A 22,928-nucleotide genomic window follows, 5' to 3' on the forward strand; every position below is an offset into this window, starting at 1 on the left:
CTTTGCTCGTGCTTGTTTTTTTTAACTGCCCGTCGAGTAATGTTGGCAGGCATACTGCCAGGGAAGAGCAGTGGCCCGAGGCCGCTTTCTATGTTGGGTGGCTATTGAGTTCCCTTAGAACAATGGCGGCACCTTAATCCCCGTTCGATAGCCCTGTCAATCCACACTCTTGTCCGATATCTGGTGAGGGGTTCCGGCCTGTGCAAGGCGACAAGTGTAGCTCCGGTCGCGGGTTAACGACGCCGGAAGTGATTGCAGCCGAGCGTGCCATCGTCCGTCACGTCATTGACGGCAGGGATGCCGCCGCGCCGATGCTCAGTTCGGATAGGGCCGAAGAGACGGCCACATCGCGCGATTTTCTCAATGACGCTCAGAGGGTGGCTATCCGTGAGGTGCTCACTTCAGCAGACCGAGTTCACGGTTTGCAGGGGGCTCTCGGGCACCGGAAAAAACGACCACCTTGCCGCCATCCGCGAAGAAGCCGAGTAGGCTGGCTGTAAGGTCGAAGACTTCGCCCCTACTTCGAAGGCCGCTGGGCGGCTTTTATCGGAGGACTTCGCACCTTTCGCGCGGAGGTATTGCTGCGATTTGTCGAAATAGCTGTACCTATTCTTCTCAGTGATTGTCAGTTATGTTCCGGCCAGTCGCAGCGTCACGTCTTCATACTCTCTCATCAGCTCAAACTCTGAGACGAGCACCCTTTCTGCATCTCCTGCAAACAATGCCGTCAGACGATAGCCGCACCCGTCCTGACCATGCCGGATACATGGTTCATTACAACGTGTCCGCAATGTGGGGAACGAAGACGATACTTGCCAGCGGAGCTATTCAACGGGAGATTGTCGAGCGTTTCTGGAGTGGCAGAGCAAGGCGGGGAAGCTGCACCTGTGAGTGTGGAGACTCAGGAACGGTCTTGCGTAAAACTTGCTTAAACCGTTGTTGCTTTTATTGCTAAGTGCTTGAAATTATCTGGCGTCCCCGACGGGATTTGAACCCGTGTTATCGCCGTGAAAGTGGGTATCAGGCTATTTTGCACGCTTTGGAGTGCTTTGCAGAAGCGAGCATAAAGGCTTTGCTCATAATTGGTTGACTGCACTATTGCCTGAGAGTGCTTTGCAGCAAATTGGCTCAGTTTGCAGCCCCGCTAGTCCCCGCAGCGTCCCCGGACTTTCTCAAGTCGCGGCGCCAAAGAGTAGCAGTTCAGCTAACATGGCCAAGGCTTTGAAACAGGTTCTCTGATTATCGTCTACGTTCCCCTCCAGAGCGTTTAGGTTCTCCACCCCCATCTCCAAGTAACGCGCTCTTCATCCGATCCCAGCGTTGATCTGCGCTCCTTAACGAACTTTGGGTGAGTTGGCGTTCCAGCTACGCATCCATTTCCTCCCTACACCCAACCTAGTCTAAATAGAAGTGGCCCACGTCTCGGAAAGCACTTCCGCTTGCTCTAGAACAGTCTGTGTTGCCCGCTCCTGCTTGTCTGGTGGGTAGCCATACTTCTTCAGGATGCGCTTCACGATCACACGTAGCTTAGCCTGCACATTCTCTCGTTGGGTCCAGTCGAGGCTGATATTCCTGCGAACATTTTCGACCAGTTCCCGCGCAATGGTACGGAGCGACGCATCCCCCCAAACCTGAACCGCGCTGTCGTTGACTTCCAATGCGTCATAGAACGCGAGTTCATCCTCATTCAGACCGAGATGTTCTCCCCGACGCGCCGCTTCGCGGAGATTCTTTGCCAAGGCTATCAACTCTTCAACTACCTGGGCCGTTTCGACTGCCCGATTCTGGTATCGCCGGAGCGAAGCCTCTACCAACTCAGAGAATTTTCGCGCCTGAACGACATTACGCTTTGAGCGCGTCTTGATCTCGCCCCTGAGGAGTTTTTGCAGAAGCTCCACAGCCAGATTTCGTTGCGGCATCGACTGTATCTCTGCAAGAAAGTCGTCCGATAGGATGGAAAGGTCAGGCTTCTTCAGTCCTGCAGCGGCAAAGATGTCCACGACATCCTCCGACACAATTGCGTTGGACACGATCTGCCGGATCGCATGCTCCGTGTCCACTTGGCGAACCTGCTGCGTCGGCGTCTTCGCCAGCACCGACTTCACGGCCTGAAAAAACCCCACGTCATCGCGAATGCGGATGGCTTCTTCGTGTGGAACCGCCAGTGCAAACGCATGGGAGAGTTCGGCAACGGCACTGCTCAGTTTCTCGCGGCCTTCCTGCTGCGCGAGGATGTGCTCCTGTGCTCCAGGCAGCAGTCCCAGCCTGACGGCAGAATTCGCGTTGCTCCATTTCGACCAGTCAAAGCCATCGAAGAGTTCGCAGCACTCCTCATGCTTCCTCAGCATCAACTCAACGGCTTCGTGCTGGGGCCGCGTCAGGTCGCCTTCCCCGCCGCCCTCTGTATAGGTTGAAAGCGCCTTCTTCAGCTCCTGCGCGATGCCGAGATAGTCCACGACCAGGCCGCCGGGCTTGTCGCGAAACACGCGATTGACGCGGGCAATCGCCTGCATCAGGCCGTGCGCGTGCATGTACTTGTCGATGTACATGGTGTGCAGGCACGGCACATCAAAGCCCGTCAGCCACATGTCACGGACAATCACGAGCCGCAGCGGATCGCCAGGTTTCTTGAAGCGTTCGGCAATGGCCTCTCGCCGCTTCTTGTTGCGGATGTGCGGCTGCCACTCCAGCGGATCGGTCGCGCTTCCCGTCATCACAATCTTGACAGCGCCCATTGCGTCGTCGTCGCTGTGCCAATTTGGCCGGAGCGCGACAATCTCCCGGTATAGTTCCACACAGATCCGGCGGCTCATACTGACGATGAGGCCCTTACCCTCGATTACCAGAGACCGCTTCTCGAAGTGGTCCACGAGATCCTTCGCTATGATCTTGACTCGCTTTTCCGTACCGACAATGGCCTCGACCGCCGCCCAGCGTGTCTTCAGCCTCTCCCGATGGCTCAACTCTTCCGTCTCGGTGGCTTCCTCAAAGCTGGAGTCGAGTTGCGGCTTCAGCGTCTCGTCTAGGTCCAGCTTCACGAGCCGGTTCTCGTAATAGATCGGCACTGTCGCGCCATCGGCAACGGCGCGCTGAATGTCAAAGACGGAGATGGTGTCGCCGAAGACCGCCGTCGTGCTGGCGTCGGTCTTCTCGATCGGCGTCCCGGTGAAGCCGATAAACGAAGCCCCCGGCAAGGCGTCGCGCATGTGCCGCGCAAAGCCGTCGATGAAGTCGTACTGGCTGCGGTGCGCCTCGTCGGCAATCACAATCACGTTGCGGCGGTCTGTTAACTCTTCCTGCTGGTCGCCTGCATCCGGCGCGAACTTCTGAATCGTCGTGAAGACGATGCCGCCCGACGACACGCTCAGCAGTTGTCGAAGATGCTCCCGGCTTTCAGCCTGCATCGGCGGCTGGCGCAGCGTCTCATGGCAGCGGGAGAAGGTGCCGAAGAGCTGGTCGTCCAGATCATTGCGGTCTGTCAGGACGACAATGGTCGGGTTCTGCAAGCGCGGATCAAGCGCCAGCCGTCCTGCGTAGAAGACCATCGTCAGGCTCTTGCCGGAACCCTGCGTGTGCCAGACGACCCCGGCGCGGCGGTCGCCCTGGCTGTCTGCTGCGGCAATCGTCGCGTCGATGGCATGGTTCACCGCGTGGAACTGGTGGTATCCGGCAATCTTCTTCACCGTACCCGTCTTCTCTTCCTCGAAGACGATGAAGTAGTGCAGGAAGTCCAGTAAACGCTGCTTGTCGAACAAACCCTCGATCACCACGCGCAACTGCGGAATGGTCGCAGGCGCGGGCTTCTCGCCCTCAATCGTGCGCCACGGCAGAAAGCGCTCCGGCGGCGAGGTCAGCGAGCCGACACGCGCCTCCATGCCATCCGAGATGCAGAGCAGCGCGTTGTGGACGTAGAGCGACGGAATCTGGTGCTTATAGGTCTGGAACTGGTCGTAGGCGGCCCAGATGGTGGCCTTCTCGTCGGTCGCGTTCTTCAGCTCGATCCCGGCGATGGGCAGGCCGTTCAGAAAGAGCAGAATGTCGGGCCGCCGCACGTGCTGGCCCTCGCGGACGGTGAACTGGTTCACGGCCACCCAGTCGTTGTTCTCCGGATTGCTGAAGTCCACCACGCGCACGGGAAAGCCGCCCAGCGTTCCGTCCGGGCGCGCAATCTCCACCGCAACGCCATCGGTCAACATCCGCCATGCGGCGCGGTTGCGCTCCAGCAGGCTCGGTCCATCCACGATGGTCAGCTTGCGCAGCGCGGCCTCGATGGCATCCTGCGAGAGCATAGGGTTCAGCCGCTGCAGCGACTGGCGCAGCCTGCGCTCCAGCACCACATCGCGAAAGTCCGGATCGGTGCGCTCGGCACCTGGCATTCCAGAGGCAATCTCCGGCCCATGCAGAATCGTCCAGCCCCTGGCCTCAAGCCATGCTATTGCGGCTTCTTCGACAACGGACTCGCCAAAACCTCTATTACTCACGGCTCCACCTCGTTCAGGGCCATAATGCGTTCTGCCGCCGCCAACACTTCATCCGGACTTTGTTCCTTTTGTTCTTCATCCTCGCTAGTCTTCTTGTCCTGTTTGTACTCAGAGAGGTACAGGCGATAAGGCTCCGGCGCAAGCTCGAAAAGCACCCGGCTTGCAAGGAAGTCCTCTTGAAAGATGCTTACAGCGGAGAACTGCTCGTCAATGAATGCATCGAACCCGGCATCGTTTTCCAACGTGAGATTGTTTGGCGACGGTGCAGACCGGTCCTGCTGATGCACTCGATGGAAGAAGCCGACTATCGTATCTGCGGCTTCGGCTGCGAGCAGAGCCTGCACGCTCTCAAGTCGCGGTCGAGGACCGTCGGAGCCGTGAGAGGCGAAGCCGCACGCATTGCGAAGCTCACACACCCCCTGAACCGCCGTTGAGAGCCCACTCAGTGTTTGTGCCAAGCTCTTGCGGGCGTCGATATTTCCCTTTTCGGAAGCCGGTAAGAACGGCAGGCTGTTCGATGCTGCCTTGAATAGCTTCGGCAATTCATCCGTCGACGCGAATGCGATGCCCCGCTCCGTCAGAATCGTCCGGCATGCGCTTTCGATGACAGTCCTTGCTAGATCGAATGCCAAAGATGGATTCTCATTGACCGCACGTTCAAGCGCCTCGACCTGTGCCGAGATGTGACCAAGTCCCGAGGCTATGGCTCCACGAGCGCCATGCATCACGAAATTTGGGGCCGGTGCTTCAGGCATTATCCTTCCCCTTCCACTCGGCCAACTCGAATCTCGCCAGAGATGAGCTGCGGCAGGAGAGCGTCTCGCATTGTTATGAGATTTTCCGTCTCACGCTCATTCGCAACGATGCGCTCATACCACGGGCGGACATACGCATCGAACTTCTTCATGACGGCCTCACTTGGCCGAACCACCTCAATCTGGCGAAAGTTCGATTTACTGATTTCTAGAAATGTCGAGCCGTTTGCCCGACTCTTGATTGTCTCCTGAGCGACTTCGGCCCAATAGAGCAGGAACAAATTGGAAACTCCATCTTTTGCCTTCATTGCAATAAAGCCCTGATTGATGGCAACCGGAATTTCTGCAACTGCTAAGTACCCAATCGGCGCTCGTGAAGACAGAAGGACAGTGCCTATAGGCAGTAGTCCTGAGCCATTTGACTCAGACCACTGTCCGAAATCCGCCGCTCTGTCTTAAGCAGAACAGGCGTCTGTAGGCTGGACAGGTCTTTCGGCGTTGTCCATGCATGAATGTCCGGAGCCCAATACTCAGGCTCCTTGGTACTTGGAGTCGTTCCGCCGATCACTTCTGTCAGAGTTCCGATCTGTTCAACAGTCCAGCCAGTAGGGATTTCTCCGATAGTCGATTCTTCGAGCGAGTCGGGGAAGAGGGCGGCGATGTCGGCGGGGAGGCCGGGGTCGCGGCCTTCGGCTTTGGCGCGGACGGGGTCGAAGTCCACAAACCACGACTGGAAGAGCGCCCGCGCCATCGCCTCCAGCGTCTCGTTCCTCTTCCGGTTCAGCTCAATCTTGTCATCCAGCGTGCCGAGGATGCGAGCGATAGCTCGCTGCTCTGAGAGCGACGGAATTGTCAGTGGGAGACGCGAAAGAATTTCCTGATTCAGCGACGGCATTGTCGCGCCATGAGCCTGTTGGATAAACCAAGCACGGTGGGTCGCGGACCCAAGCACAAACGATATAAATCGGGGTTGGATTCTATTTCGATTAAGGCGCAACCTTATGCAATCACTTCCCTGCAACCAGCCCTCTTCTTCTGGCTTGACCAAGGCTCTTCGATCAACTGCACCCTTCCTTCCAAAAACAATGTCGCCAGGCAAGAGGCGGTATCGCTCAAGCCGCAGAGCGGTCTCTTGGTCCACGCGAGGAATGTCATCCTCCACCAGCCTGTTGTCTCCAATGTTTTTTACCGCCACAACGGGTGTGCCGTCCTTCGTGTATGCCTTTGCATGAAGCATCGTGCCGAATGGACCGGTCTGCAGCTCCGCGTCGCCTCTGTCGATGAGGTCGCCCAGCGTGAAGCTGGGCCACTGTAATTCGGAATCGTCAGGAGTGATCGTACGGTTCGCATTCCCCAGACAATTCTCTGGTTGGCTTTCTGTTTGTCGTAGCCGCATTGTCTGTTTGCGTTCGCTCATTGGCTCATTTCTCCCTTGCGGACGCTCTTCGGCTTGGGTGCTCCCAGTTGCTTGATCTGCTCCACGGTTCGGTCGAAGTCGCTGACAGGCTGGCTGGTTTCGAGCTGGCGGCGCTGCTGTCGCGAGATCTCCGACTGAACTGTCAAGCATTCCTTGACAGTTGCCGGATGTGTCGGTTCGCTCGCGGTTTGAACTGGTAAGGAATCCTTACCGGTTGCACCGACGGCAAGCCGGGCATGAAGGATCAGTCCCTGATCGGAGACAACCAGGAGTGGGCCGGTGGCGGGCATCGGCAGTGAATGATCGCGATTCGGCCTTGTACCGGCGCATCCGTAGTTATTCATCCTCGTCTCCCACGTTCTCCGCCAGCTCAGCCTCAATCTCTTCGATACTTGGCAGGTTCCGCAACAGGGGTTCGGAGAGGTTTTCCAGTAGTTTGTACTCGGCCACGCCGATGGGCTTGTCGATGCCGTTCACCGCGTACTGGGCCACGAGCCGGTTCTGCTTCCGGCACAGCAGCAGACCGATGGTGGGATTGTCCTCCTCCGCCTTGACCTGTGCATCGACTACGGACAGGTAGAAGTTCAACTGGCCGATGTGCTCCGGCTTGAATGCGCCAGCCTTGATCTCGACTACGACGTAGCATTTGAGGCGGGTGTGGTAAAAGAGCAGGTCGATGAAGAACTCGTCGCCTGCGACCTCCAGCCGGAACTGTCGGCCCAGAAAGGCGAAACCCGATCCCAACTCCAACAGGAAGCGGGTGATGTGGCGGATGAGCGCGTTCTCGATCTCGCGCTCATGGGCATCATCCGCCAAGCCCAGAAAGTCAAATAGGTATGGGTCCTTGAGCGTTTCATGGGCTAGCGCTGAATCAGGCGTGGGCAGGCGCAGGGCGAAGTTGCTGATCGCCGCGCCCTGGCGCTGGTGAAGGCGGTTTTGAATGTGCTGCTCCAGCGTCAGCCGCGACCATCCCTGAGCCACGGTCTGCAAGGCATACCATTCACGCTCGGAGGGTTCCAGCCTGGTCAGCAGGGTGACGATATGGAACCAGGGCAATTGGTCAGCAGGCTGCTGACCAAATTGCACGTCCGGGCAGTGCTCGGCGAAGTAGCGCATGTACTTCAGGTTGGTGGTTGAGAAGCCTTTCATGTCCGGGAATGTCGCCTTCAGGTCGCGGGCCACGCGCTCGATCACCTTGGCACCCCATCCGAGCTGGGTTTGCCGCTGAAGAATGTCGTACCCGATTTGGTGATAGAGACGAATCAACTCGGAGTTGACGGCCAATGCCGCCCGGCTGCGCGCCGCTTGAATGCGTCCTTTGAGCGCCTCCAGCCACTCAAAGTAGCCATTGGGGATGAGCTCACTCGCCATAACCAAGCTCCTTGAGATTGGAGGCGATGGCGGCGTCGAGCTTTGCAGCCTCGGCCTGCTGCTGGCGAAGCGTGGCGGCGAGACGAGCCATCTTTTCATCAAACGGTTCGCCGTCGTCCTCGACGGCCTCGGCCCCGACGTAGCGGCCCGGCGTGAGCACATGGCCATGCTTGCGAATTTCATCGAGCGTGGCCGCCTTGCAGAACCCGGCCACGTCTTCATACTTCCCGGCTCCCTTGTCCCCGCGCCAGGCGTGGTAGGTTCCAGCGATTTTGGCTACGTCTTCATCGGTCAGCTCGCGCTGGACGCGGTTCTTGAGGACGCCGAGCTTACGCGCGTCGATGAAGAGCGTCTCGCCGCGGCGGTCGCGGAAGCGCCCATTCTTTTTGTACTTGGCGAGGAACCAGAGGCAGACGGGAATCTGCGTGGCATAGAAGAGCTGGCCCGGCAGCGCGACCATGCAATCGACAAGATCTGCTTCAATGATGGCCTTGCGAATCTCGCCCTCGCCGGACTGGTTGGACGACATGGAGCCGTTGGCCAGAACGAATCCGGCAAGCCCGGTGGGTGCGAGGTGCGCGATGAAGTGCTGCACCCAGGCGTAGTTGGCATTGCCGGCAGGCGGTACGCCATAGGCCCAGCGCTTGTCGGTTTTGAGCAGGTCACCGCGCCAGTCGCTGTCGTTGAAGGGCGGATTGGCGATGACGTAGTCGGCTTTGAGGTCGGGGTGGCGGTCGCTGTGGAAGGTGTCGCCGTGGCCGATCTGCGCGTCGATGCCACGAATCGCGAGGTTCATCTTGGCCAGACGCCAGGTGGTGTAGTTGGACTCCTGCCCGTAGATGGAGATGTCGCCGATGCGCCCACTGTGCGCCTGGATGAACTTCTCGCTCTGAACGAACATGCCGCCGGAGCCGCAGCAGGGATCGTAGACGCGGCCTTTGTAGGGGGCGAGCATCTCGACCAGCACGCGGACGACGTGCGCCGGCGTGTAGAACTGGCCTCCCTTCTTGCCCTCGGCGCTGGCGAACTGCGAGAGGAAGTACTCATAGACGCGACCGAGCATGTCTTTGGCGCGATCCGCTGGGCTGCCGAGTGCGATGTTGCTGACGAGGTTGATGAGTTGGCCGAGGCGCTGCTTGTCGAGGCCGGGGCGGGCGTAGTCCTTGGGAAGTACGCCTTGCAACGAAGGGTTATCGCGCTCGATGGCGGCCATAGCGTCATCGACCAGCTTACCGATGGTGGGCTGCGGCGCGTTGTCCTTGAGGACGGACCAGCGGCCTTCTTTGGGCACCCAGAAGATGTTTTCAGCGCGGTACTCGTCCGGGTCTTCCGGGTCAGCGCCTTCGGCGGCGAGAGCTACCAGATCAGCCCGTTTGGCCTCGAAGGCGTCAGAGATGTACTTGAGGAAGATGAGGCCGAGGACGACGTGCTTGTACTCCGCCGCATCCATATTATTGCGCAGAGCGTCAGCGGCGGCCCAGAGCTTGGCCTCAAGGCCTTCCATCGCGGAAGGATTCAGTGTTGCAGGCTTGGCCATAATGTCTCTTTGATTCGCTCTATGGTAACAAACGGGCGCCAGTGATCGGTAAAGTCAGGCTTAGAACTTTACAACGAGGTCTGCCCGCTGCCAACCTCTACGAGGTGTTCGCCAGTCAGTGCAGGTGGATGAATGACACTGCCTCTGAATCAGGCATGACTCGGCGTGTTCCCCGGCAGACATTGCGAATAATAACCGTACTCCCGTTCGGCGTAATCGCTATTCAGTTCGCAACTGCATGGCTCGTAACCCGTCCAGTCAATTGGCTCTGAGTACCGCTTCCAGGCTATCCCCAACGAGACTGCCTCCAGGAGTGAGGTTGCCAATTTTGCGTCGCAAATGCAATCAATCCGGAATCCGGACAGACACTTCAGGAACGCCTTTTTCTATACTCCGCCACGGGACCTTCAACGGGATTACTCGTTTCCCCAGCCGAGCCTTTGTCTTGGCGTAGCCTCCGTCCCAGTTTCTCCTTCCGCATTTTCGACACTGCGGAGGCTTCTCGTCGGCTCGCGCCTGCCACTCGTAACGGCAGTCGATAAAATCGCAGCGCCAAAACCGCACGGCTTTCTGGAATTCACTCATTGTCTGCTTTGACCTTTGACAATTCAGAAATCAGCTAAGGAAGGTCGGAACTCTATCTCATTTTTCATTCAAAACCGAACAGAACTTGCGCGTCCGTCTATATGTCATTATCAAGGAATTCAGGCCCCAAATGTCCAGTCCCTATAATTTTCTAGTAAACACTGAAAAATCCGCATATCGTTACTATTCTGCCGGTTCTCGCAGCTCTTAATTTCTATAAAATCGGGTGCGAAAAAAATATTCCACAAAGAAAATTTCTACACTTGGCATTAGGTACTGCTATGCGCGCCATTTATGCTTCCCCACCCCTGGTCCGTCGACCGGCATATTCACTTCGTTCAGGGGGCCGACAGCCCGGCTTGTCGTTCTTTGATGACATGCGATAAAAGATGCAGCCGGACGGCAGCACTTTTTGTGAGTAGCTGGTCACCCTGCCAAGCAGTCTGCTCGATGTTGCTTTTTGGTGCGGGAGCTTCGCGAAACAAGCCCCGAACTTTTCACGTTCAAGCCGTTCAGCTTCCTGAATGTATGTTTCTGGATTCATCATAAAGTTCTCCAGGTCTCACAATCGGCGGGGTGCAAGCGATGTGCTCTTTTCCGACGGTTGGAGGTGATATTACTTTCTTTCACTTTCTTTGATAATCACTTACCGGCATAGCCGCTTTGACACCCCTTGAAGCTCGTTGAGACTCATTGATGAACGTTGATGCCTCTCCATCAACTGTCTGGTATCAAGCTCCATAGAGAGCTGCGCGCCGCGAGCATCTGCCTTCGGCATTTTGACCCATGCCATGGTAAGTCTCCAGCCATTTATGGCCCGAGACGTATAGCTGGGCATGCCAGGCGGCCGTGCGGGTTGTGTGGGGCCGATACCGCAGTCTCGCAATCCCTACCATCTGCACGTCGGGAAGGGTGACAATCACCGGACAAAGATGCCGGTATCCGCTATTTTCGGCCCGCTCCAACGCCGACTCAATACACATTTCGCGCGCAGCTGAGTCGGCGGCGTAGGCTATTTCCCTTTCAAGCGGGTCTTCGTCGCTGCCGCCGGTACCGTAGGGATGGATAGATTCGGCCGACATCGAACTGTTTTCAACTATATGTGGCACGAAGGTCAACAGGCCCATCTGCTCAAGTAGGGCGACACTTTCCCACACTGGCGATGGCGCGTCAGCTTGGCGGGGCTCCAGGTGCTGATGGGGTGCAAAAAGGCCCTCCCACGAGAGACTTTTTGTTTCAGGCAGAAATCCCCAAATGACATGAGCTCCGTATTCTCCTATTTTTTTGCGCTGATATCGCATCCGAATTAGCTCTGGGCGGATCCCGCCGTAATCGCGTAGGTTATGGGCTTCATAGAACTCCACAAACAGGCGCAACGCCAAGAGGTTACCAGCACTACGCAGTCGTTGCAGCGGTGATGCTTCGTGTCCGGCACCCATCACTATGCTGTTCGGGAGCCATATTTTTGCGGACTCGACAATAATGGCTTCGAGGGTACTCGCGTTTCCGTTCAGCGACGCGGCGTCGTATGGAGTGAGGTCATAGCGTGGCCGCTGTGATGTATAACCGTCTGCCGGTTGGATTAGCCCATTGGCGATCAGATTAGCTATCGCCCTCTTGGCTTGCTCCCAACTGATCCCTGCATATGTTCGCAAGGCTTGGGTCGACCACCTGGTCTGTACGTTGTCTCGCCCCGTTCCACACGCAAGCACCAAATATGCGACAGCTTCGTTCATGCCGAGGGCACACAATTTTGACCATATTCCGCGATCAACACGGAAAAAGGATCCCCGCCCGGTGCTCATGCCGACTCCTTTGGGCGGTTGCTCAACCGCGGCCGCTCGGATTCGCGGATGATGCGATCCAGCTCTTGCCGAGAGATCATCAGCCGGCTGCCGAATTTGTGCGACGCGATCCGGCCAGCATAGGCCCAGGATCTAAGGGTCCATACGGAGACATTCAGCCGTTCTGCGCCCTGCTGGACGGTAAGGAATTGGTGCTGGTTGATGGTTTGCATAGCACGGATAATGCAGCAAAGATTTCATCGGATCTACGCTAGTTTGGTTCATTTAGTATATGCTAAGTGCATCACTTTATGCATGGTGCTGCTTTGGGCGGGATAGGGAAGAAAGAAGAGGTTGTCGGAGCAGTTGTGAATCTACTCAACCTCCGGGTGGAGGAGACTGCCCTCATGTTTATTCGCCTGTCTCCCGAGGGTTTTGGCGCTTCGGAGTCACTGGCGCAAGCGGGGGCCGCATTTCACAAAACTCTTCATCGCGCTTTCGATCAATGGATTGCAAGCGGCAAATCCGGAATGGATAAAACAGTGGAGGCGCCATTCGACAGGAGCGTGAGCACTGTTCCTGCTGGTTATTCACAGCCACTTTCTGATGACCTGAATGACTGGTTGGTGCGGAACGGGCTGCCACAATCAGTGGATGCAAGCGGCCAGCGAGTAAATCCAGAACCCTTCGTAGATTTCCGGAAGCTCAAGGGCGCTCCCCGATTGACTGGCCGGGACTTTGCCCTCTTCTGGTTCTTGCACTTCATGGAATCACCTTTCCGCTACCAGTTGGCGCGTTGCAGCAATCCAGACTGCGGAGCGTATTTTGCCTATGGCCGCAAGCCTCGGCGCTTGATTAAACGGGGTGCATACTGCGCGAACTGCAAGGGTAATGGAGCGGCGCTCCGGCGTGACTTGAGCCGGAGCCGTAAGATGTCCTTCCTGCTTGATGCGGCTGCCAAGGCCTGGGCTGAGTGGAAGCAATCAAGGCAAAATCCAGATCGGAGTGAATGGGTCGCTCGGCAGGTGAACAAGCGATGCAGGACGGAAATCCGACGCAGGTGGGTTACTCAGCACATAAAAGAGATTCTGGAGAGAGTGGAGGCGCAAGGCGATGCCAAAGGCTAGAGAGCGGGACGGAGTATTTCAGCGTAAAGACCGTGGCGGCTGGTGGATTTCCTATATCGACGCCTCCGGCCAGCGTCGTAAGGAAAAAGTAGTTGCACATACGCGGACGCAAGCTCTCAAGGTGCTCTCAGCCGTCAAAACACGCACTGAGCGCGATAAGGTGCTCGGAGTCAAAGCAGCATCCGAGATCACCACAACGGAACTGCTGGCGCGCTTTAAGCGCCATCAGAAAACGCGCCTGCGTTCCACCACGTTCGAGCGGTTAGAGGGGATTCTGAAAACGTTAAAGGCGAATCTGCCAGAACTGGCCAAGGAAATAACCCGGAAGACGGTTGCGGACTTTATCTCGAAACGAGCAGAAACGGTATCGGCGGGGACGATTCAGAAGGAAGTGACCACCCTCAAGCACGCTCTTAAGCTGGCGGTGGAGTGGGAATTATTGCAACGCAATGTCGCCCAAGGGGCGAAGATGCCGAAGGCTCCAGAAGGGCGTACACGCTATCTCTCGCCATCGGAGTTGAAGACGGCTCTCGAGGCCGCACCGGAATGGATGCGGCTTCCGCTGGCGCTCGCTGCCTTCACAGGAATGCGCCGCGGAGAACTGCTCTCGCTCCGCTGGACGGATGTTGACTTGGAAAACCGCAGACTCTACCTGCGAGAAACAAAGAATGGCAGCCTTCGCGTGCTTCCTTTGAATGAACTGGCCTTTCGGCTGTTGGCAAATCTTCCGCAAAGCACACCAGGTGATCTTGTACTCGATGGCTTGGACGGACAAAAACTCAGCGTTTACACGCGTAGGCTGTTTCAGGGACTTGGGATTCAGGATGCGTCCTTCCATTCCCTCCGGCACACGGCAGCAAGCTGGCTGGTGATGGGCGGCGTAGACCTGTACGCGGTGGGCCAATTGCTCGGACATCGCACTCCACGCATGACACAGCGATATGCGCATCTTTCGCCGTCCTACATGGCGGGAGCCGTCGGGAAATTGGACACAGTTTTTGAAGGGGTGATGCCGGAACGTGCAGTAGATTCCTCTACGTTCGTCCCCGTAGAGTCCCCGCAACTTGTAGGAGTAACGGCTGTCATGTCTAAGTTGTTGAATTAATTGGCGTCCCCGACGGGATTTGAACCCGTGTTATCGCCGTGAAAGTCTCCAGAACTGAGGTAACTTGTTGACTCTAGTGGGACGGGTGGCTCCCTCAGTCCCTCTTTAGCCCTCTCGGCGCACAGTATTGGACGTCAATTGGACGGCAATGTCGATGCGCTGTCACGCCACTTCTCACCATCCCGCTGGCTTGGCAAACGTGCCCTTCCGGTCGATCAGCGTCCGCGGAAACTGGCTGGAAGCGAGATCTCCCTGCCGGATGCGCTTGATGAAGGTCGCATACTGGCGGAGTTCCCGGCTGTGAAATTGATGCGGGTTGAGGACTCCGACCGGCAGCCCAATCTCCTGGGCGACGATGCGTACCGGCTCCGCCAGATCGGAGTCGTTTGTGATGAGAACCGCCACCTCGAACCGTTTCGTGTAGGCGTCCCGCAACAGGTGGGACGCGAGATTCACATCCGAGCCCTTCTCCTCTGTCTTGTCCACCCATACCTTCTGCGCAGGCGTGACGTCGGTTAAATACATCGGAACCGAATGCGTCAGGAAGTGCCCGTACTTGATGTGCAGGTTCGGAACCGTTTTGAGCGCCCGAATATAGAGACCTTGATCGTGGGCCGAGGAGGGGTTGTACGTCCTCGAACTGACGCGCGCCGTGAAGTAGTGCAGTTCCTGGATTGTGTCTTCGGGGAGCAAAGTTTGCGCGAGCTTGCCCAGATCCAGCCATTTGTAGGGAGTCCGCTTCAGGGCACCGTAATAGAGATTGAATCCATCGACATAAATGTTTACGATCGCCACTGCCCCCTCCTCAATTCTCGACCTTGACACAGAAGGGTGTACCTGTAGAATTGTAGTAGAAACTCCCCCTGCCCCTCGGTGGGCAGGAAGCGAGGCCAGCCTGCAAGGGCTGGCCTCAGTGTTTTCGGGGAAGTAGTGCTTTCAGCGTCAACTTGCCCTTTCCTGTGCCCGACCGATATACCGGTCTGTCGCATTGTCGGCGGGATTCAGGTGCTGAAAAGACGGCCTTGCGGTCGGAGATTCCGTCCGAGGGGGCTCTGAGTAATCCGCACTCCATGTCATGAGTATCTGCAGGAGGCGCGAGACAGCTTGGCCACGCGAATTCGATAGCGAGTATTCGACATGCGGTACTTTCCCGCTCAGGTCGGTGCGAACGATCAGCCCATCCCGTTCCATCTGGCGGAGGTGCTGGGTCAGCATCTTCTTCGACGCCTGCGGGAAGAGTCGGCGAAGTTCGCCGGGCCGCGTCGGCCCTTGCTGAAGCCGACAAAGAATGCCAATCTTCCATTTTCCCTGAAGCAACGCCAGCGCAAATCGGATCGCGGCTTGTTCCTGAGCTGAAAACTGGCGGCCTTCCGAAATTGCATGGTGTGTGGGTTGCGACGGACGGAGACGGCTCAGTCCACGACCCATTGCGGCTGTGGGGATATGCCTGTAGCCGACTTTAGTCCCATCGGAATTGTCCTCAACCGCCGTTCTCGCCACACAACACCGCCGCTATTCGACATGGGCGGACTTGCTCACTGCCTCGCCGGAGTCAATCCCTGAGAGGCGTGTTCCGTAATTACTAAAGGCATCTACAGAAGCGACTTGGGGCATGGAAATTGGAATTGTTTTCATCGCGGCGGCAAACTCCTCGCCTATACTTCTGGATAACTGGTGGTCAATCCCCCTCGGGCAGATGCTCGCCTATGCCGCCAAATGGTCCTCGCTGGCAAGATCGGACGTGGAGTTGGGCCTATTCGACCGGGCATCCAGCTTCTGATCGGGTGCTGGAGGCCGCTGCCCAGGTAGCGTGGCCTTACGCTCTCCTTTGCGCCTGGACCTACCTGAACGACCACGATGCCGCGCACGACCTCATGGATCATGCTGTCCACAATGCGGCTGATTACCTCGGACGACACCCGAATGCACCTCAAGACAAATTGACGGCGCGTGTGAAGAGCGTCCTTCGCCGTCGTGCGAAACAACTTGCGGCGAAGCGCAGCCGCGAGCTTTTGCATGGCTCGCTTGACGATTTGGAGCCGGTGTACGCTGAACGGCCTGAGATAGAGCAGCGCGTATATGCTAGGGAGCTATTAGCGCGACTGTCCCCGTTTGCCAACTCGATTGTTCATTGGCGCTGGCTAGGATATTCGTGGCGGGAGATCGCGAAGCAATTGGATATGGACCACACGGCGGTACGCCGCGCATACTTTCGGGAGTTAGAATCGGTTCTTCAGAACCTCTCCCGGTCTGGAGATTCTCCACGATGCGAGTGAATCTGCGGTGGCCCTCACGAGCCGAGGACCGTTTTGAGAAATGGATCGAGCAACGTCATCAAGAGCGGGTGCTCGCAGGTGAGACGACACCGCGAGGTCCCTGCCCTGACGAAGCCTTCCTGCGCGACCTGGCCCGCAAGTCCAAACGGATCGCACTCTCCGATCCGCGAGTCGATCACGCCGCAACCTGTCCTGTCTGTATGCGTCGTCTATTGACGATGCGGCGCGAGCATCAGTCGCGGCGGCAAAAGCTGGTGTTCGTAACCACTGTTGCGACGTGTGTCGTCATTGCAGCGGTCATCACGGTTGCTCGACACGAGATGGAGAAGCGTTCGTTGGCCGCAAATAGCGCAGTGGTCGCCGAAACGGTCAATCTGTGGGATGCTGGCGCATTTCGAGGCCAGCAGCCGGGCCAATTGCAGTCCGTCACGCTGCCTGCCGCTCGTGTTCGGCTAACGATCATCCTGCCACGCTTCAGTTCCCCTGGCCAATATGTCGTGGCCGTCACGCATGGTCCAGATGGAAGCGGATTAGTTACCGAGGCCGCCACTCTCGCCAACAATCGAGGACAGCAGGAAACGCTATCGGTCAATCTCGATTTACGGCGTGCCCATGCCGGACAATACTACCTATCGACGACGCATGAGCAGGATCAGGCGTCGTACTACTATCCGCTTCAGATCAGGTAGCCACGCATTTTCGTTGATAGATTATGAGATATGGGACATCGATGAGCCCACTGTCCTGTTACCCTCATTTGAGCCCCCGGACCGTCAGCCCGCAACGTTCCGTGGCACTTCCCGCTCGCAGCCTCGTAGAGGAGAACCATTGATCAGTGCATAGGGCATGTCCATGTTCCTCTTGTCTTTGAATTTCGCATTCGAGGCGTCGGCCGAGGGATTGCAGAATTGAGCTTGCGTTTCCGGGCGCGTCGATCCCTAGCAGAGGGCACCCAGCAAAACCGGACGACAAGGAAATAAGAACTGCGAATCCGAGAAGTAGTCCTCACGCGCAAGCACCTGTCCCGCCGCTGTACTCCAATCCAAATTTACAGGCGTTTTGAACGCATTGCGTCGGCCCAGGATGCGTCCAGGCCTTACGCATCTGCCGCAAGTATGTCACCAGTGCGCCGAGTGTTGCTATCCAGAATGGCACCAATGTGCGGCATCACGCACATTGTTCGCTGCGTTCAGGACCTTGGCGAGGACGACAAAGGCATCTTCACCAGCCCGCTGTACATGCGCGCCAAAGATGCCTATTGGCTGATGCCGTTGGGCGCTCCTACGGGACTGGCGTTTGCCAAATACTTGGGGCGAAGAGCGTGAATCCTGCAAGAAGACAAAATAGGCGCATGAGTATACCCAATCTATCGGGTGCAGGCGGGATGCCGGGATTCTCGTATGCACCCCGCCTGTTTTCCGAGATCCGGTCCATCTTACCTCGCAAAGAACGCAAAATTGAGACGTTGATCGACGTTTTCCACCTCAACGATGAATCTGCAATATCGGATCAGCAGGATCGAGTTGCAGGGTGTGAACTCGTGGATGACTTCACGGCTCGATACTCCAGCCATATAAACCAGATCACAATCAGGTCGATAACGGAGAGAGCAATCAGACCGACACTTCCAGTCAAGGCGAAGCGATAGATTTGATACACGACAAATCCTCCGAAAACAAGGATGGCAACCGGGTAAGCCCAAAGTTTGTTCCTCAGCAGCGCAACCACGACGAGAATTTTGACGATGCCGTGCCCAAGCAGGTAGATGGCCATGAAATGTTCGCTGGCGAGCGAGAAATGACTCGCAGCATGGCTAAGATGATTGGCAACGAAATCGTGAGGATCTTCGGCGATCTCGTCCTGCGTCAGCAGGCCGATCATGCGAACGATCCATCCCGGCCTGACCACCCATAGACCAATGCCGTCAACAATCTCCAGGGCAGCGTCGAACCCCTTCAGCCAGACGCTGACGCGGAACAGAAGCTCTCGAAGATAGGTTGGAAGCTGTCTCATGTACTCCGCATTCCGAACGTTGCATGATGCCGTGAATCGAAGTCCCTGCGATGAGGCCGATCGCGCGGCGGGACCTCATGGGGCCGCGAACGGCAGGCCCAACAGGGTTCTCAATGCAGACTGCGCGTTGTCGAGCGAGGTGCGCAGGTGAATTGCTTCCGCCTGCTTCGACAGGAGATCGGATTGCACGCTCACATAAAGACCTGCGTTCAGATTGTTTTGTCGATAGCTTCGTTCGGCCGCTGCGGCCGTCTTCGCCAGGACGGGCAACTGCGCGTCGAGGTCCTGCAGTTGCGCCGCCATGATTCGGGTTGCCTTCCAGACTTGGTCGGCCTGGCTCGCCGCGGCGTCCAGTTGCGCCTGATAGGTTTCCCTAAGTGCCTCGCGAGTAGCTTGCTGAATGGCAATCTGACCTCGATTGCGATTGAAAATAGGCAGCGTGAGCGTAACCTCCGGTCCAAAGGCATTCACGCCCTCGATGGGATCGCGTTCCAAGTTTACGCCCGCGGTGAGCGATGGAAATTGAGCGAGAATCGCCTTTCGCAGGTTTTCTTCCTGACTGTGGTATCCGGCCGCAAGCGCCAGCAGATCGGTACGTTTGTGAGAGAGCGCTGCGAGCGCCTCATCGAACTGGCCCTTTGTCAATGGCGGGAGATGAGTTGGACCGACCAGGTGAAGCTGGACATCGGGCTGGAGTCCAAGCAGCTCGTTGAGTTGATGCTCTGTAAGGTTGACTTCGGTTTGGAGCTGCCGGAGAGTGGCATCCGCATCAGTGACCAGGATCAGGTCCGCGGAAGTAATACCCGCAGTTTCATCCCCACGCTCCATCGCGGCTTGGTCGCGGCGGTACCGATCCAGAAGTAAAACCTGGTTTGCCTGCACAACATCCTGAAGCTGTTTGTTAGAGCGAACCTGGATGAACAACTCCCGTGCTCTCTCGGCGACCTGGATCTCCTGCCACAGGATATTCAGATTCACCTGCTTTTGCGCTGCTCGCGCTGCCGCCTTGGCCGCACCACGCGTAATCATGGCTTGAATATCCTGGGTCAGGCTGATAGCGCCTCCGTAGTTCAGCGCGGAGGTCGCATAGCCGGCACCGAATTGCGGGTCTGGCAATAATCCAGCTTCCAGCAATTGGGCGCTGGCGACGCCAGCTTGCAGACGTGCGGCCTTCAAGTCGGGATTGTTGAAGACCGCGAGCATGACAACGGTTGTCTCGTCCAAACCGCTCGGCGAAATGGGGTGCGGTGGAAGTCCGGGCAGGAAGAACTGGCGTGAGGGTACTGTCAGCTCTGGAGCACTCGCGAGATTGGGTGCTGTCGGCAAGGGGTGTGGACGATAGCTAGCGCAACCCGACAGCATCAGACCGAGAAGGCATGCCGCGAGCTCGCGCCAATGGGGACAAAACGATCTTTTCATGCCCGACTCTCCTTCGCGATTTGCTTGCGCCGCATGTGCAGGTAGAGTGCCGGAAGAAGATTGGTGCTGAGCATGGCGCTCCACAGGATGCCGCCGAGGATCACGGCGGCCAGGCCTTGCTCGGGGGCCGCTCCCTGTCCCCAGCCCAGAGCAGTGGGCAACATGCCCAGAATGGCGGTCAGAGTCGTCAGCGCGATGGGACGGAAACGCACATGGATGGCTTCCCGGACGGCTTCCTCCGGCGGCATCCCTTCCGCTTCGTTTCGGCGCGTGCGATAGAGCAAGACGATACCGTGATTGAGGCCAATTCCCACCAGAGTCAGAAAGGCGATCAGGCCGATCGCGTTCAGTCCAACACCGCTGACCAGCAGAGCGACGGCCCCGCCGGTGAACGCGAGCGGGATTTGCAGCAGCAGCAATCCCGGCGCCAGCAGTCCGTCGAACTGCAGGATCATAATGGCAACCATCAGCACAAAGGCTGCGATGGCCGCCGCTCCCAGGCCGAGCGCCGCGCTCTCCAGTTGCGGATACAGGCCGCCGAAGGCGAATCGATATCCGGGCGGCATATGCAAAGCTGCGAGCGCCTTGCGGGCCGATGAAATTGTGCTTCCCAGTGGGCCTGTCGGCGTGGCGAGAATCTCGAGCGATCGTGCCCCATGAATGTGGCGGATCTGATTCGGTGTGGGAACCATCCGGATGTCGGCCAGTTGCCCCAGCGCAGTCCACGCGTCGGTGCGAATCGGTAATCGTTCGAGCGCGGCGATGGATCGATCGGGAGCGTCGGCAAGTCGAAGGTAGAGCGCGAGTGGAACGTTACCCTCCGGTACCTCAGCCACTACTTCTCCGTTCAGCAACGGAGTAGTCTGCGCATAGAGTTGCGCCGGCGTCATGTGCCGTGCAGCAAGCGCGTCCGCTCTTGGTGTGATTTGCAATTCGGTGATCAGATATCCGTCATTGTTGAAGATGCCGGTGAGCGCATGGATTGGCCGGAGCCGCCGAACAATCTGCTCGCTGAGGTTGCGCAATTCATCGACGCTGCTTCCGAAGACATCGATAACAAAGGGCTGCGGAAGGCCGGAAAGGCTTTCGCCGACACGCTCGATGGTGGGTGTATCGATGGACAACTGGATGCCACCGGTATGACTTTCCTTCAGGAGCCTGTTACTGATGCTGTCGAGGCTATTCATGTTCACGTCAGGCTTGAGAGTGATCTGAATTTCCCCGGCGTAGGCCGGCTCGGTATAAATTCCTGTCGAGGGTGAGCCGATGCGAACAAATACGTGATCTACGGCCGGGTCAGCCTGCATGCGCCGTGTCATGCTCATGACCGCGCTCTCCGTTTCCAGCATGGAACTGCCGGGCGGGAGAGTGAAGCTTTCGAGCAACACCCCTTCGTTGGGCAGCGGCAGGAAATTGATTGGCACCAGAAGCAGCCCAGCCAGACTCAGCACCAGCAAAACGGCACATGTGGCCAGACTGAGTTTGGGAAATCGCGCAACCACCTGGAAGAGCCGTTCATTCTGTCTTCGCAGAGAATCGAGTGCCTTGCCCGCGGTGGTTGGAACGGTACGAGCTTTCGCCTTGAGAAAGCCCAGGCTCAGAGGAATCAGACTGATCGAAATCAGCAGCGATGCAAGAAGCGAGAGCGCCATCGCCAACGCAAAGGGAATAAAGAAGAGTCCGGCGAGACCGCCGACAAAGAGCAAAGGAACGAACACAGACACGGTGGTGAGCGTTCCGGTAATATCGGGGCCCACAATGTCCCGCAGGCCGCGCGCGATCCCGGGCCAGTGTTCGTCTCCCTGTTCCCAGCGGTGGTAGATGCTCTCGAGCACGATAATCCCGTCGTCGCTCAGCAATCCGACCGCGATCGTCAGAGCGCCCAGGGTCATCAGGTTGAGGCTCTGGCCGGTTGCATACAAGCCGGCGATGCCGAGCAGCACGGACAAAGGAATACTGAGCGCCAGAATCCAGATCCCTCGCCCGCCGCCGAGAACCCAGACTAGGACCGCGATGGCGAGCACGCCGCCAATGAGCAGATTCCTTCCCAGGTCTGCTCCGACGCTGTGAACCAGATGCCCCTGATCGTAGATGCTGATCCACTTTACGCCGGCCGGCAATTGCTTCAGGTTTTCAGACAGCGTTCTTTGCACACTCTGGTCTACAGGTATCGTGGATGCACCGGGCTGTTTAAAGACAACCAGCGCGACACTGGGACGGCGATCCAGTAACGCGGCGTTCAGAGTGGGTATGGGCGCCCGGACGATCCGCGCCAGATTGTGCAAATGAATTGGCCCGTTGGGGCCGGTCACCGGAATCTGTTCCAGTTCCCGAATATGGGTCGGCAGACTGCGAATCTCGATAAAGAGGTCCTGATGTCCCTGCGTCACATAGCCGCCAGGATCAAGGACAACCTGCTGCTGAAGCGTACTGAGTAAGGAAGTGATGGAGACTCCGTACCTGTACATCGCCGCAAGGTCCGGCTGGACCCACAGTGCCTCCTGTCCTGCTCCATATACCTCAACCCGATAAACGCCGGGCAGCGCGCGAAGGGCAGGAACGATATTCGCGAGGACCGTTCGCTGGACATTTGCCGGGGCGTCTTCGGCGGGAATCTCCAGGCTGTAGTCCGCCACTTCGTTGATCCCGGTGCCCATGATCTCAGCGAATGGATTCGCGGAAGCTGGAATTTCCGCGTGCGCGCGATCAATGGCACCATTGACCGCCATCAGGTCTTGCTGCGGGTCGGTGCCTTCGCGGAAGCGAATATCGGTCTCGACGGTCCCATTCCCCATGCTGGAGCGCACATCCACCAGATTGGGCAGGGACATCACCTCGCCTTCAATCGGCCAGGTGATCTGCGATTCCAGTTCCGAGGCGGTCGATCCGGCCTGGTGCGTGATGATGCTGATCTCCGGAAAGTTGAACCGTGGCAGGACTTCGACTGGAATTTTCCAGAAGGCATACAGCCCGTAGAGAACCAGAGAGCTATAGATAAGGATCCACAGCAAAGGCTGCATCAGCAAACGGCGGAATGTGTTTTTCTCTTCCACGGGTA

The 22,928-nt window shown here is 57.5% G+C and carries 20 protein-coding genes; 5 read left to right on the top strand and 15 right to left on the bottom strand.

Going from position 1 to position 22,928, the window contains the following annotated elements:
• Window positions 1-1,400: 1,400 nt before the first annotated feature.
• From C7378_RS04275 to C7378_RS18160, 10 genes are all read right to left on the bottom strand, one after another.
• On the bottom strand, window positions 1,401-4,481 hold the full coding sequence (locus C7378_RS04275; protein ID WP_131992127.1) for a type I restriction endonuclease subunit R: 3,081 nt from the start codon (window positions 4,479-4,481) through the stop codon (window positions 1,401-1,403).
• Complete coding sequence (locus C7378_RS04280; protein WP_131992130.1) at window positions 4,478-5,236, bottom strand: abortive infection family protein; 759 nt, start codon at window positions 5,234-5,236, stop codon at window positions 4,478-4,480. The genes C7378_RS04275 and C7378_RS04280 overlap by 4 nt, the downstream gene beginning before the upstream one ends.
• Window positions 5,236-5,640, bottom strand: a complete 405-nt coding sequence (locus C7378_RS04285; protein WP_131992133.1) for a restriction endonuclease subunit S — start codon at window positions 5,638-5,640, stop codon at window positions 5,236-5,238. Before C7378_RS04285 ends, C7378_RS04280 begins: the two co-directional genes overlap by 1 nt.
• The gene (locus C7378_RS04290) at window positions 5,631-6,653 is read right to left on the bottom strand and encodes a restriction endonuclease subunit S (protein ID WP_165876646.1); all 1,023 of its coding nucleotides are present in this window, start codon (window positions 6,651-6,653) and stop codon (window positions 5,631-5,633) included. Before C7378_RS04290 ends, C7378_RS04285 begins: the two co-directional genes overlap by 10 nt.
• Window positions 6,650-6,997: a hypothetical protein gene (locus C7378_RS17625; protein WP_165876647.1), complete on the bottom strand. Its 348-nt coding sequence runs from the start codon at window positions 6,995-6,997 to the stop codon at window positions 6,650-6,652. Before C7378_RS17625 ends, C7378_RS04290 begins: the two co-directional genes overlap by 4 nt.
• Window positions 6,990-8,024, bottom strand: a complete 1,035-nt coding sequence (locus tag C7378_RS04295) for a PDDEXK nuclease domain-containing protein (protein ID WP_131992139.1) — start codon at window positions 8,022-8,024, stop codon at window positions 6,990-6,992. The genes C7378_RS17625 and C7378_RS04295 overlap by 8 nt, the downstream gene beginning before the upstream one ends.
• Window positions 8,014-9,561, bottom strand: a complete 1,548-nt coding sequence (locus tag C7378_RS04300; protein ID WP_131992142.1) for a class I SAM-dependent DNA methyltransferase — start codon at window positions 9,559-9,561, stop codon at window positions 8,014-8,016. Before C7378_RS04300 ends, C7378_RS04295 begins: the two co-directional genes overlap by 11 nt.
• An 877-nt stretch (window positions 9,562-10,438) precedes the next feature.
• On the bottom strand, window positions 10,439-10,693 hold the full coding sequence (locus tag C7378_RS17810; protein ID WP_131992145.1) for a hypothetical protein: 255 nt from the start codon (window positions 10,691-10,693) through the stop codon (window positions 10,439-10,441).
• Between the two features lie 184 nt (window positions 10,694-10,877).
• Window positions 10,878-11,882 (bottom strand): hypothetical protein, encoded by a 1,005-nt coding sequence (locus tag C7378_RS04310; RefSeq protein ID WP_207901331.1) that lies wholly within the window; start codon window positions 11,880-11,882, stop codon window positions 10,878-10,880.
• A 65-nt stretch (window positions 11,883-11,947) separates the two neighbouring features.
• The gene (locus C7378_RS18160) at window positions 11,948-12,163 is read right to left on the bottom strand and encodes a helix-turn-helix domain-containing protein (RefSeq protein ID WP_131992151.1); all 216 of its coding nucleotides are present in this window, start codon (window positions 12,161-12,163) and stop codon (window positions 11,948-11,950) included.
• Between the two features lie 174 nt (window positions 12,164-12,337).
• Between C7378_RS18160 and C7378_RS04320 the strand changes: the two genes are divergently transcribed.
• Entirely contained in the window at window positions 12,338-13,057 is a 720-nt protein-coding gene (locus C7378_RS04320; RefSeq protein WP_131992154.1) for a hypothetical protein, read from the top strand.
• On the top strand, window positions 13,044-14,162 hold the full coding sequence (locus C7378_RS04325) for a tyrosine-type recombinase/integrase (RefSeq protein WP_131992157.1): 1,119 nt from the start codon (window positions 13,044-13,046) through the stop codon (window positions 14,160-14,162). The genes C7378_RS04320 and C7378_RS04325 overlap by 14 nt, the downstream gene beginning before the upstream one ends.
• Before the next feature lie 174 nt (window positions 14,163-14,336).
• Here the strand turns inward: C7378_RS04325 and C7378_RS04330 are convergent, their stop codons facing one another.
• Window positions 14,337-14,957 (bottom strand): NYN domain-containing protein, encoded by a 621-nt coding sequence (locus tag C7378_RS04330; RefSeq protein ID WP_131992160.1) that lies wholly within the window; start codon window positions 14,955-14,957, stop codon window positions 14,337-14,339.
• A 147-nt stretch (window positions 14,958-15,104) separates the two neighbouring features.
• On the bottom strand, window positions 15,105-15,590 hold the full coding sequence (locus C7378_RS18165; protein WP_131992861.1) for a winged helix-turn-helix transcriptional regulator: 486 nt from the start codon (window positions 15,588-15,590) through the stop codon (window positions 15,105-15,107).
• A gap of 184 nt (window positions 15,591-15,774) precedes the next feature.
• Between C7378_RS18165 and C7378_RS17630 the strand changes: the two genes are divergently transcribed.
• From C7378_RS17630 to C7378_RS17635, 3 genes are all read left to right on the top strand, one after another.
• Window positions 15,775-15,942, top strand: a complete 168-nt coding sequence (locus tag C7378_RS17630; protein ID WP_165876648.1) for a hypothetical protein — start codon at window positions 15,775-15,777, stop codon at window positions 15,940-15,942.
• A 486-nt stretch (window positions 15,943-16,428) separates the two neighbouring features.
• Window positions 16,429-17,127, top strand: a complete 699-nt coding sequence (locus tag C7378_RS04340) for a hypothetical protein (protein ID WP_131992163.1) — start codon at window positions 16,429-16,431, stop codon at window positions 17,125-17,127.
• A gap of 459 nt (window positions 17,128-17,586) precedes the next feature.
• The gene (locus C7378_RS17635; protein ID WP_165876649.1) at window positions 17,587-17,763 is read left to right on the top strand and encodes a hypothetical protein; all 177 of its coding nucleotides are present in this window, start codon (window positions 17,587-17,589) and stop codon (window positions 17,761-17,763) included.
• A gap of 184 nt (window positions 17,764-17,947) precedes the next feature.
• Here C7378_RS17635 and C7378_RS04345 read toward each other — a convergent pair whose 3' ends face one another.
• The 3 genes from C7378_RS04345 to C7378_RS04355 form a co-directional block, all read right to left on the bottom strand.
• Window positions 17,948-18,451, bottom strand: coding sequence for a DUF2127 domain-containing protein (locus C7378_RS04345; protein ID WP_131992166.1), 504 nt, complete (start codon window positions 18,449-18,451; stop codon window positions 17,948-17,950).
• 75 nt (window positions 18,452-18,526) lie between these two features.
• Window positions 18,527-19,870, bottom strand: coding sequence for a TolC family protein (locus C7378_RS04350; RefSeq protein WP_131992169.1), 1,344 nt, complete (start codon window positions 19,868-19,870; stop codon window positions 18,527-18,529).
• Window positions 19,867-22,923, bottom strand: coding sequence for an efflux RND transporter permease subunit (locus C7378_RS04355; RefSeq protein WP_131992172.1), 3,057 nt, complete (start codon window positions 22,921-22,923; stop codon window positions 19,867-19,869). Before C7378_RS04355 ends, C7378_RS04350 begins: the two co-directional genes overlap by 4 nt.
• Window positions 22,924-22,928: the final 5 nt, after the last annotated feature.

Origin of the sequence: Acidipila rosea (genome assembly GCF_004339725.1) — a bacterium.
In the GTDB taxonomy this organism is placed as follows: Bacteria; Acidobacteriota; Terriglobia; order Terriglobales; family Acidobacteriaceae; genus Acidipila; species Acidipila rosea.

Bases quoted from the DNA above. Each gene is read 5' to 3' on its own strand.
- C7378_RS04325 (WP_131992157.1), top strand. From the start codon at position 13,044: ATGCCAAAGGCTAGAGAGCGGGACGGAGTATTTCAGCGTAAAGACCGT.
- C7378_RS04350 (WP_131992169.1), bottom strand. From the start codon at position 19,870: ATGAAAAGATCGTTTTGTCCCCATTGGCGCGAGCTCGCGGCATGCCTT.
- C7378_RS04295 (WP_131992139.1), bottom strand. From the start codon at position 8,024: ATGGCGAGTGAGCTCATCCCCAATGGCTACTTTGAGTGGCTGGAGGCG.
- C7378_RS04340 (WP_131992163.1), top strand. From the start codon at position 16,429: ATGCGAGTGAATCTGCGGTGGCCCTCACGAGCCGAGGACCGTTTTGAG.
- C7378_RS04345 (WP_131992166.1), bottom strand. From the start codon at position 18,451: ATGAGACAGCTTCCAACCTATCTTCGAGAGCTTCTGTTCCGCGTCAGC.
- C7378_RS17630 (WP_165876648.1), top strand. From the start codon at position 15,775: ATGGAAATTGGAATTGTTTTCATCGCGGCGGCAAACTCCTCGCCTATA.
- C7378_RS04290 (WP_165876646.1), bottom strand. From the start codon at position 6,653: ATGAGCGAACGCAAACAGACAATGCGGCTACGACAAACAGAAAGCCAA.
- C7378_RS17625 (WP_165876647.1), bottom strand. From the start codon at position 6,997: ATGAATAACTACGGATGCGCCGGTACAAGGCCGAATCGCGATCATTCA.
- C7378_RS17810 (WP_131992145.1), bottom strand. From the start codon at position 10,693: ATGATGAATCCAGAAACATACATTCAGGAAGCTGAACGGCTTGAACGT.
- C7378_RS04320 (WP_131992154.1), top strand. From the start codon at position 12,338: ATGTTTATTCGCCTGTCTCCCGAGGGTTTTGGCGCTTCGGAGTCACTG.
- C7378_RS04310 (WP_207901331.1), bottom strand. From the start codon at position 11,882: ATGAACGAAGCTGTCGCATATTTGGTGCTTGCGTGTGGAACGGGGCGA.
- C7378_RS18160 (WP_131992151.1), bottom strand. From the start codon at position 12,163: ATGCAAACCATCAACCAGCACCAATTCCTTACCGTCCAGCAGGGCGCA.
- C7378_RS17635 (WP_165876649.1), top strand. From the start codon at position 17,587: ATGGCACCAATGTGCGGCATCACGCACATTGTTCGCTGCGTTCAGGAC.
- C7378_RS18165 (WP_131992861.1), bottom strand. From the start codon at position 15,590: ATGGGTCGTGGACTGAGCCGTCTCCGTCCGTCGCAACCCACACACCAT.
- C7378_RS04300 (WP_131992142.1), bottom strand. From the start codon at position 9,561: ATGGCCAAGCCTGCAACACTGAATCCTTCCGCGATGGAAGGCCTTGAG.
- C7378_RS04280 (WP_131992130.1), bottom strand. From the start codon at position 5,236: ATGCCTGAAGCACCGGCCCCAAATTTCGTGATGCATGGCGCTCGTGGA.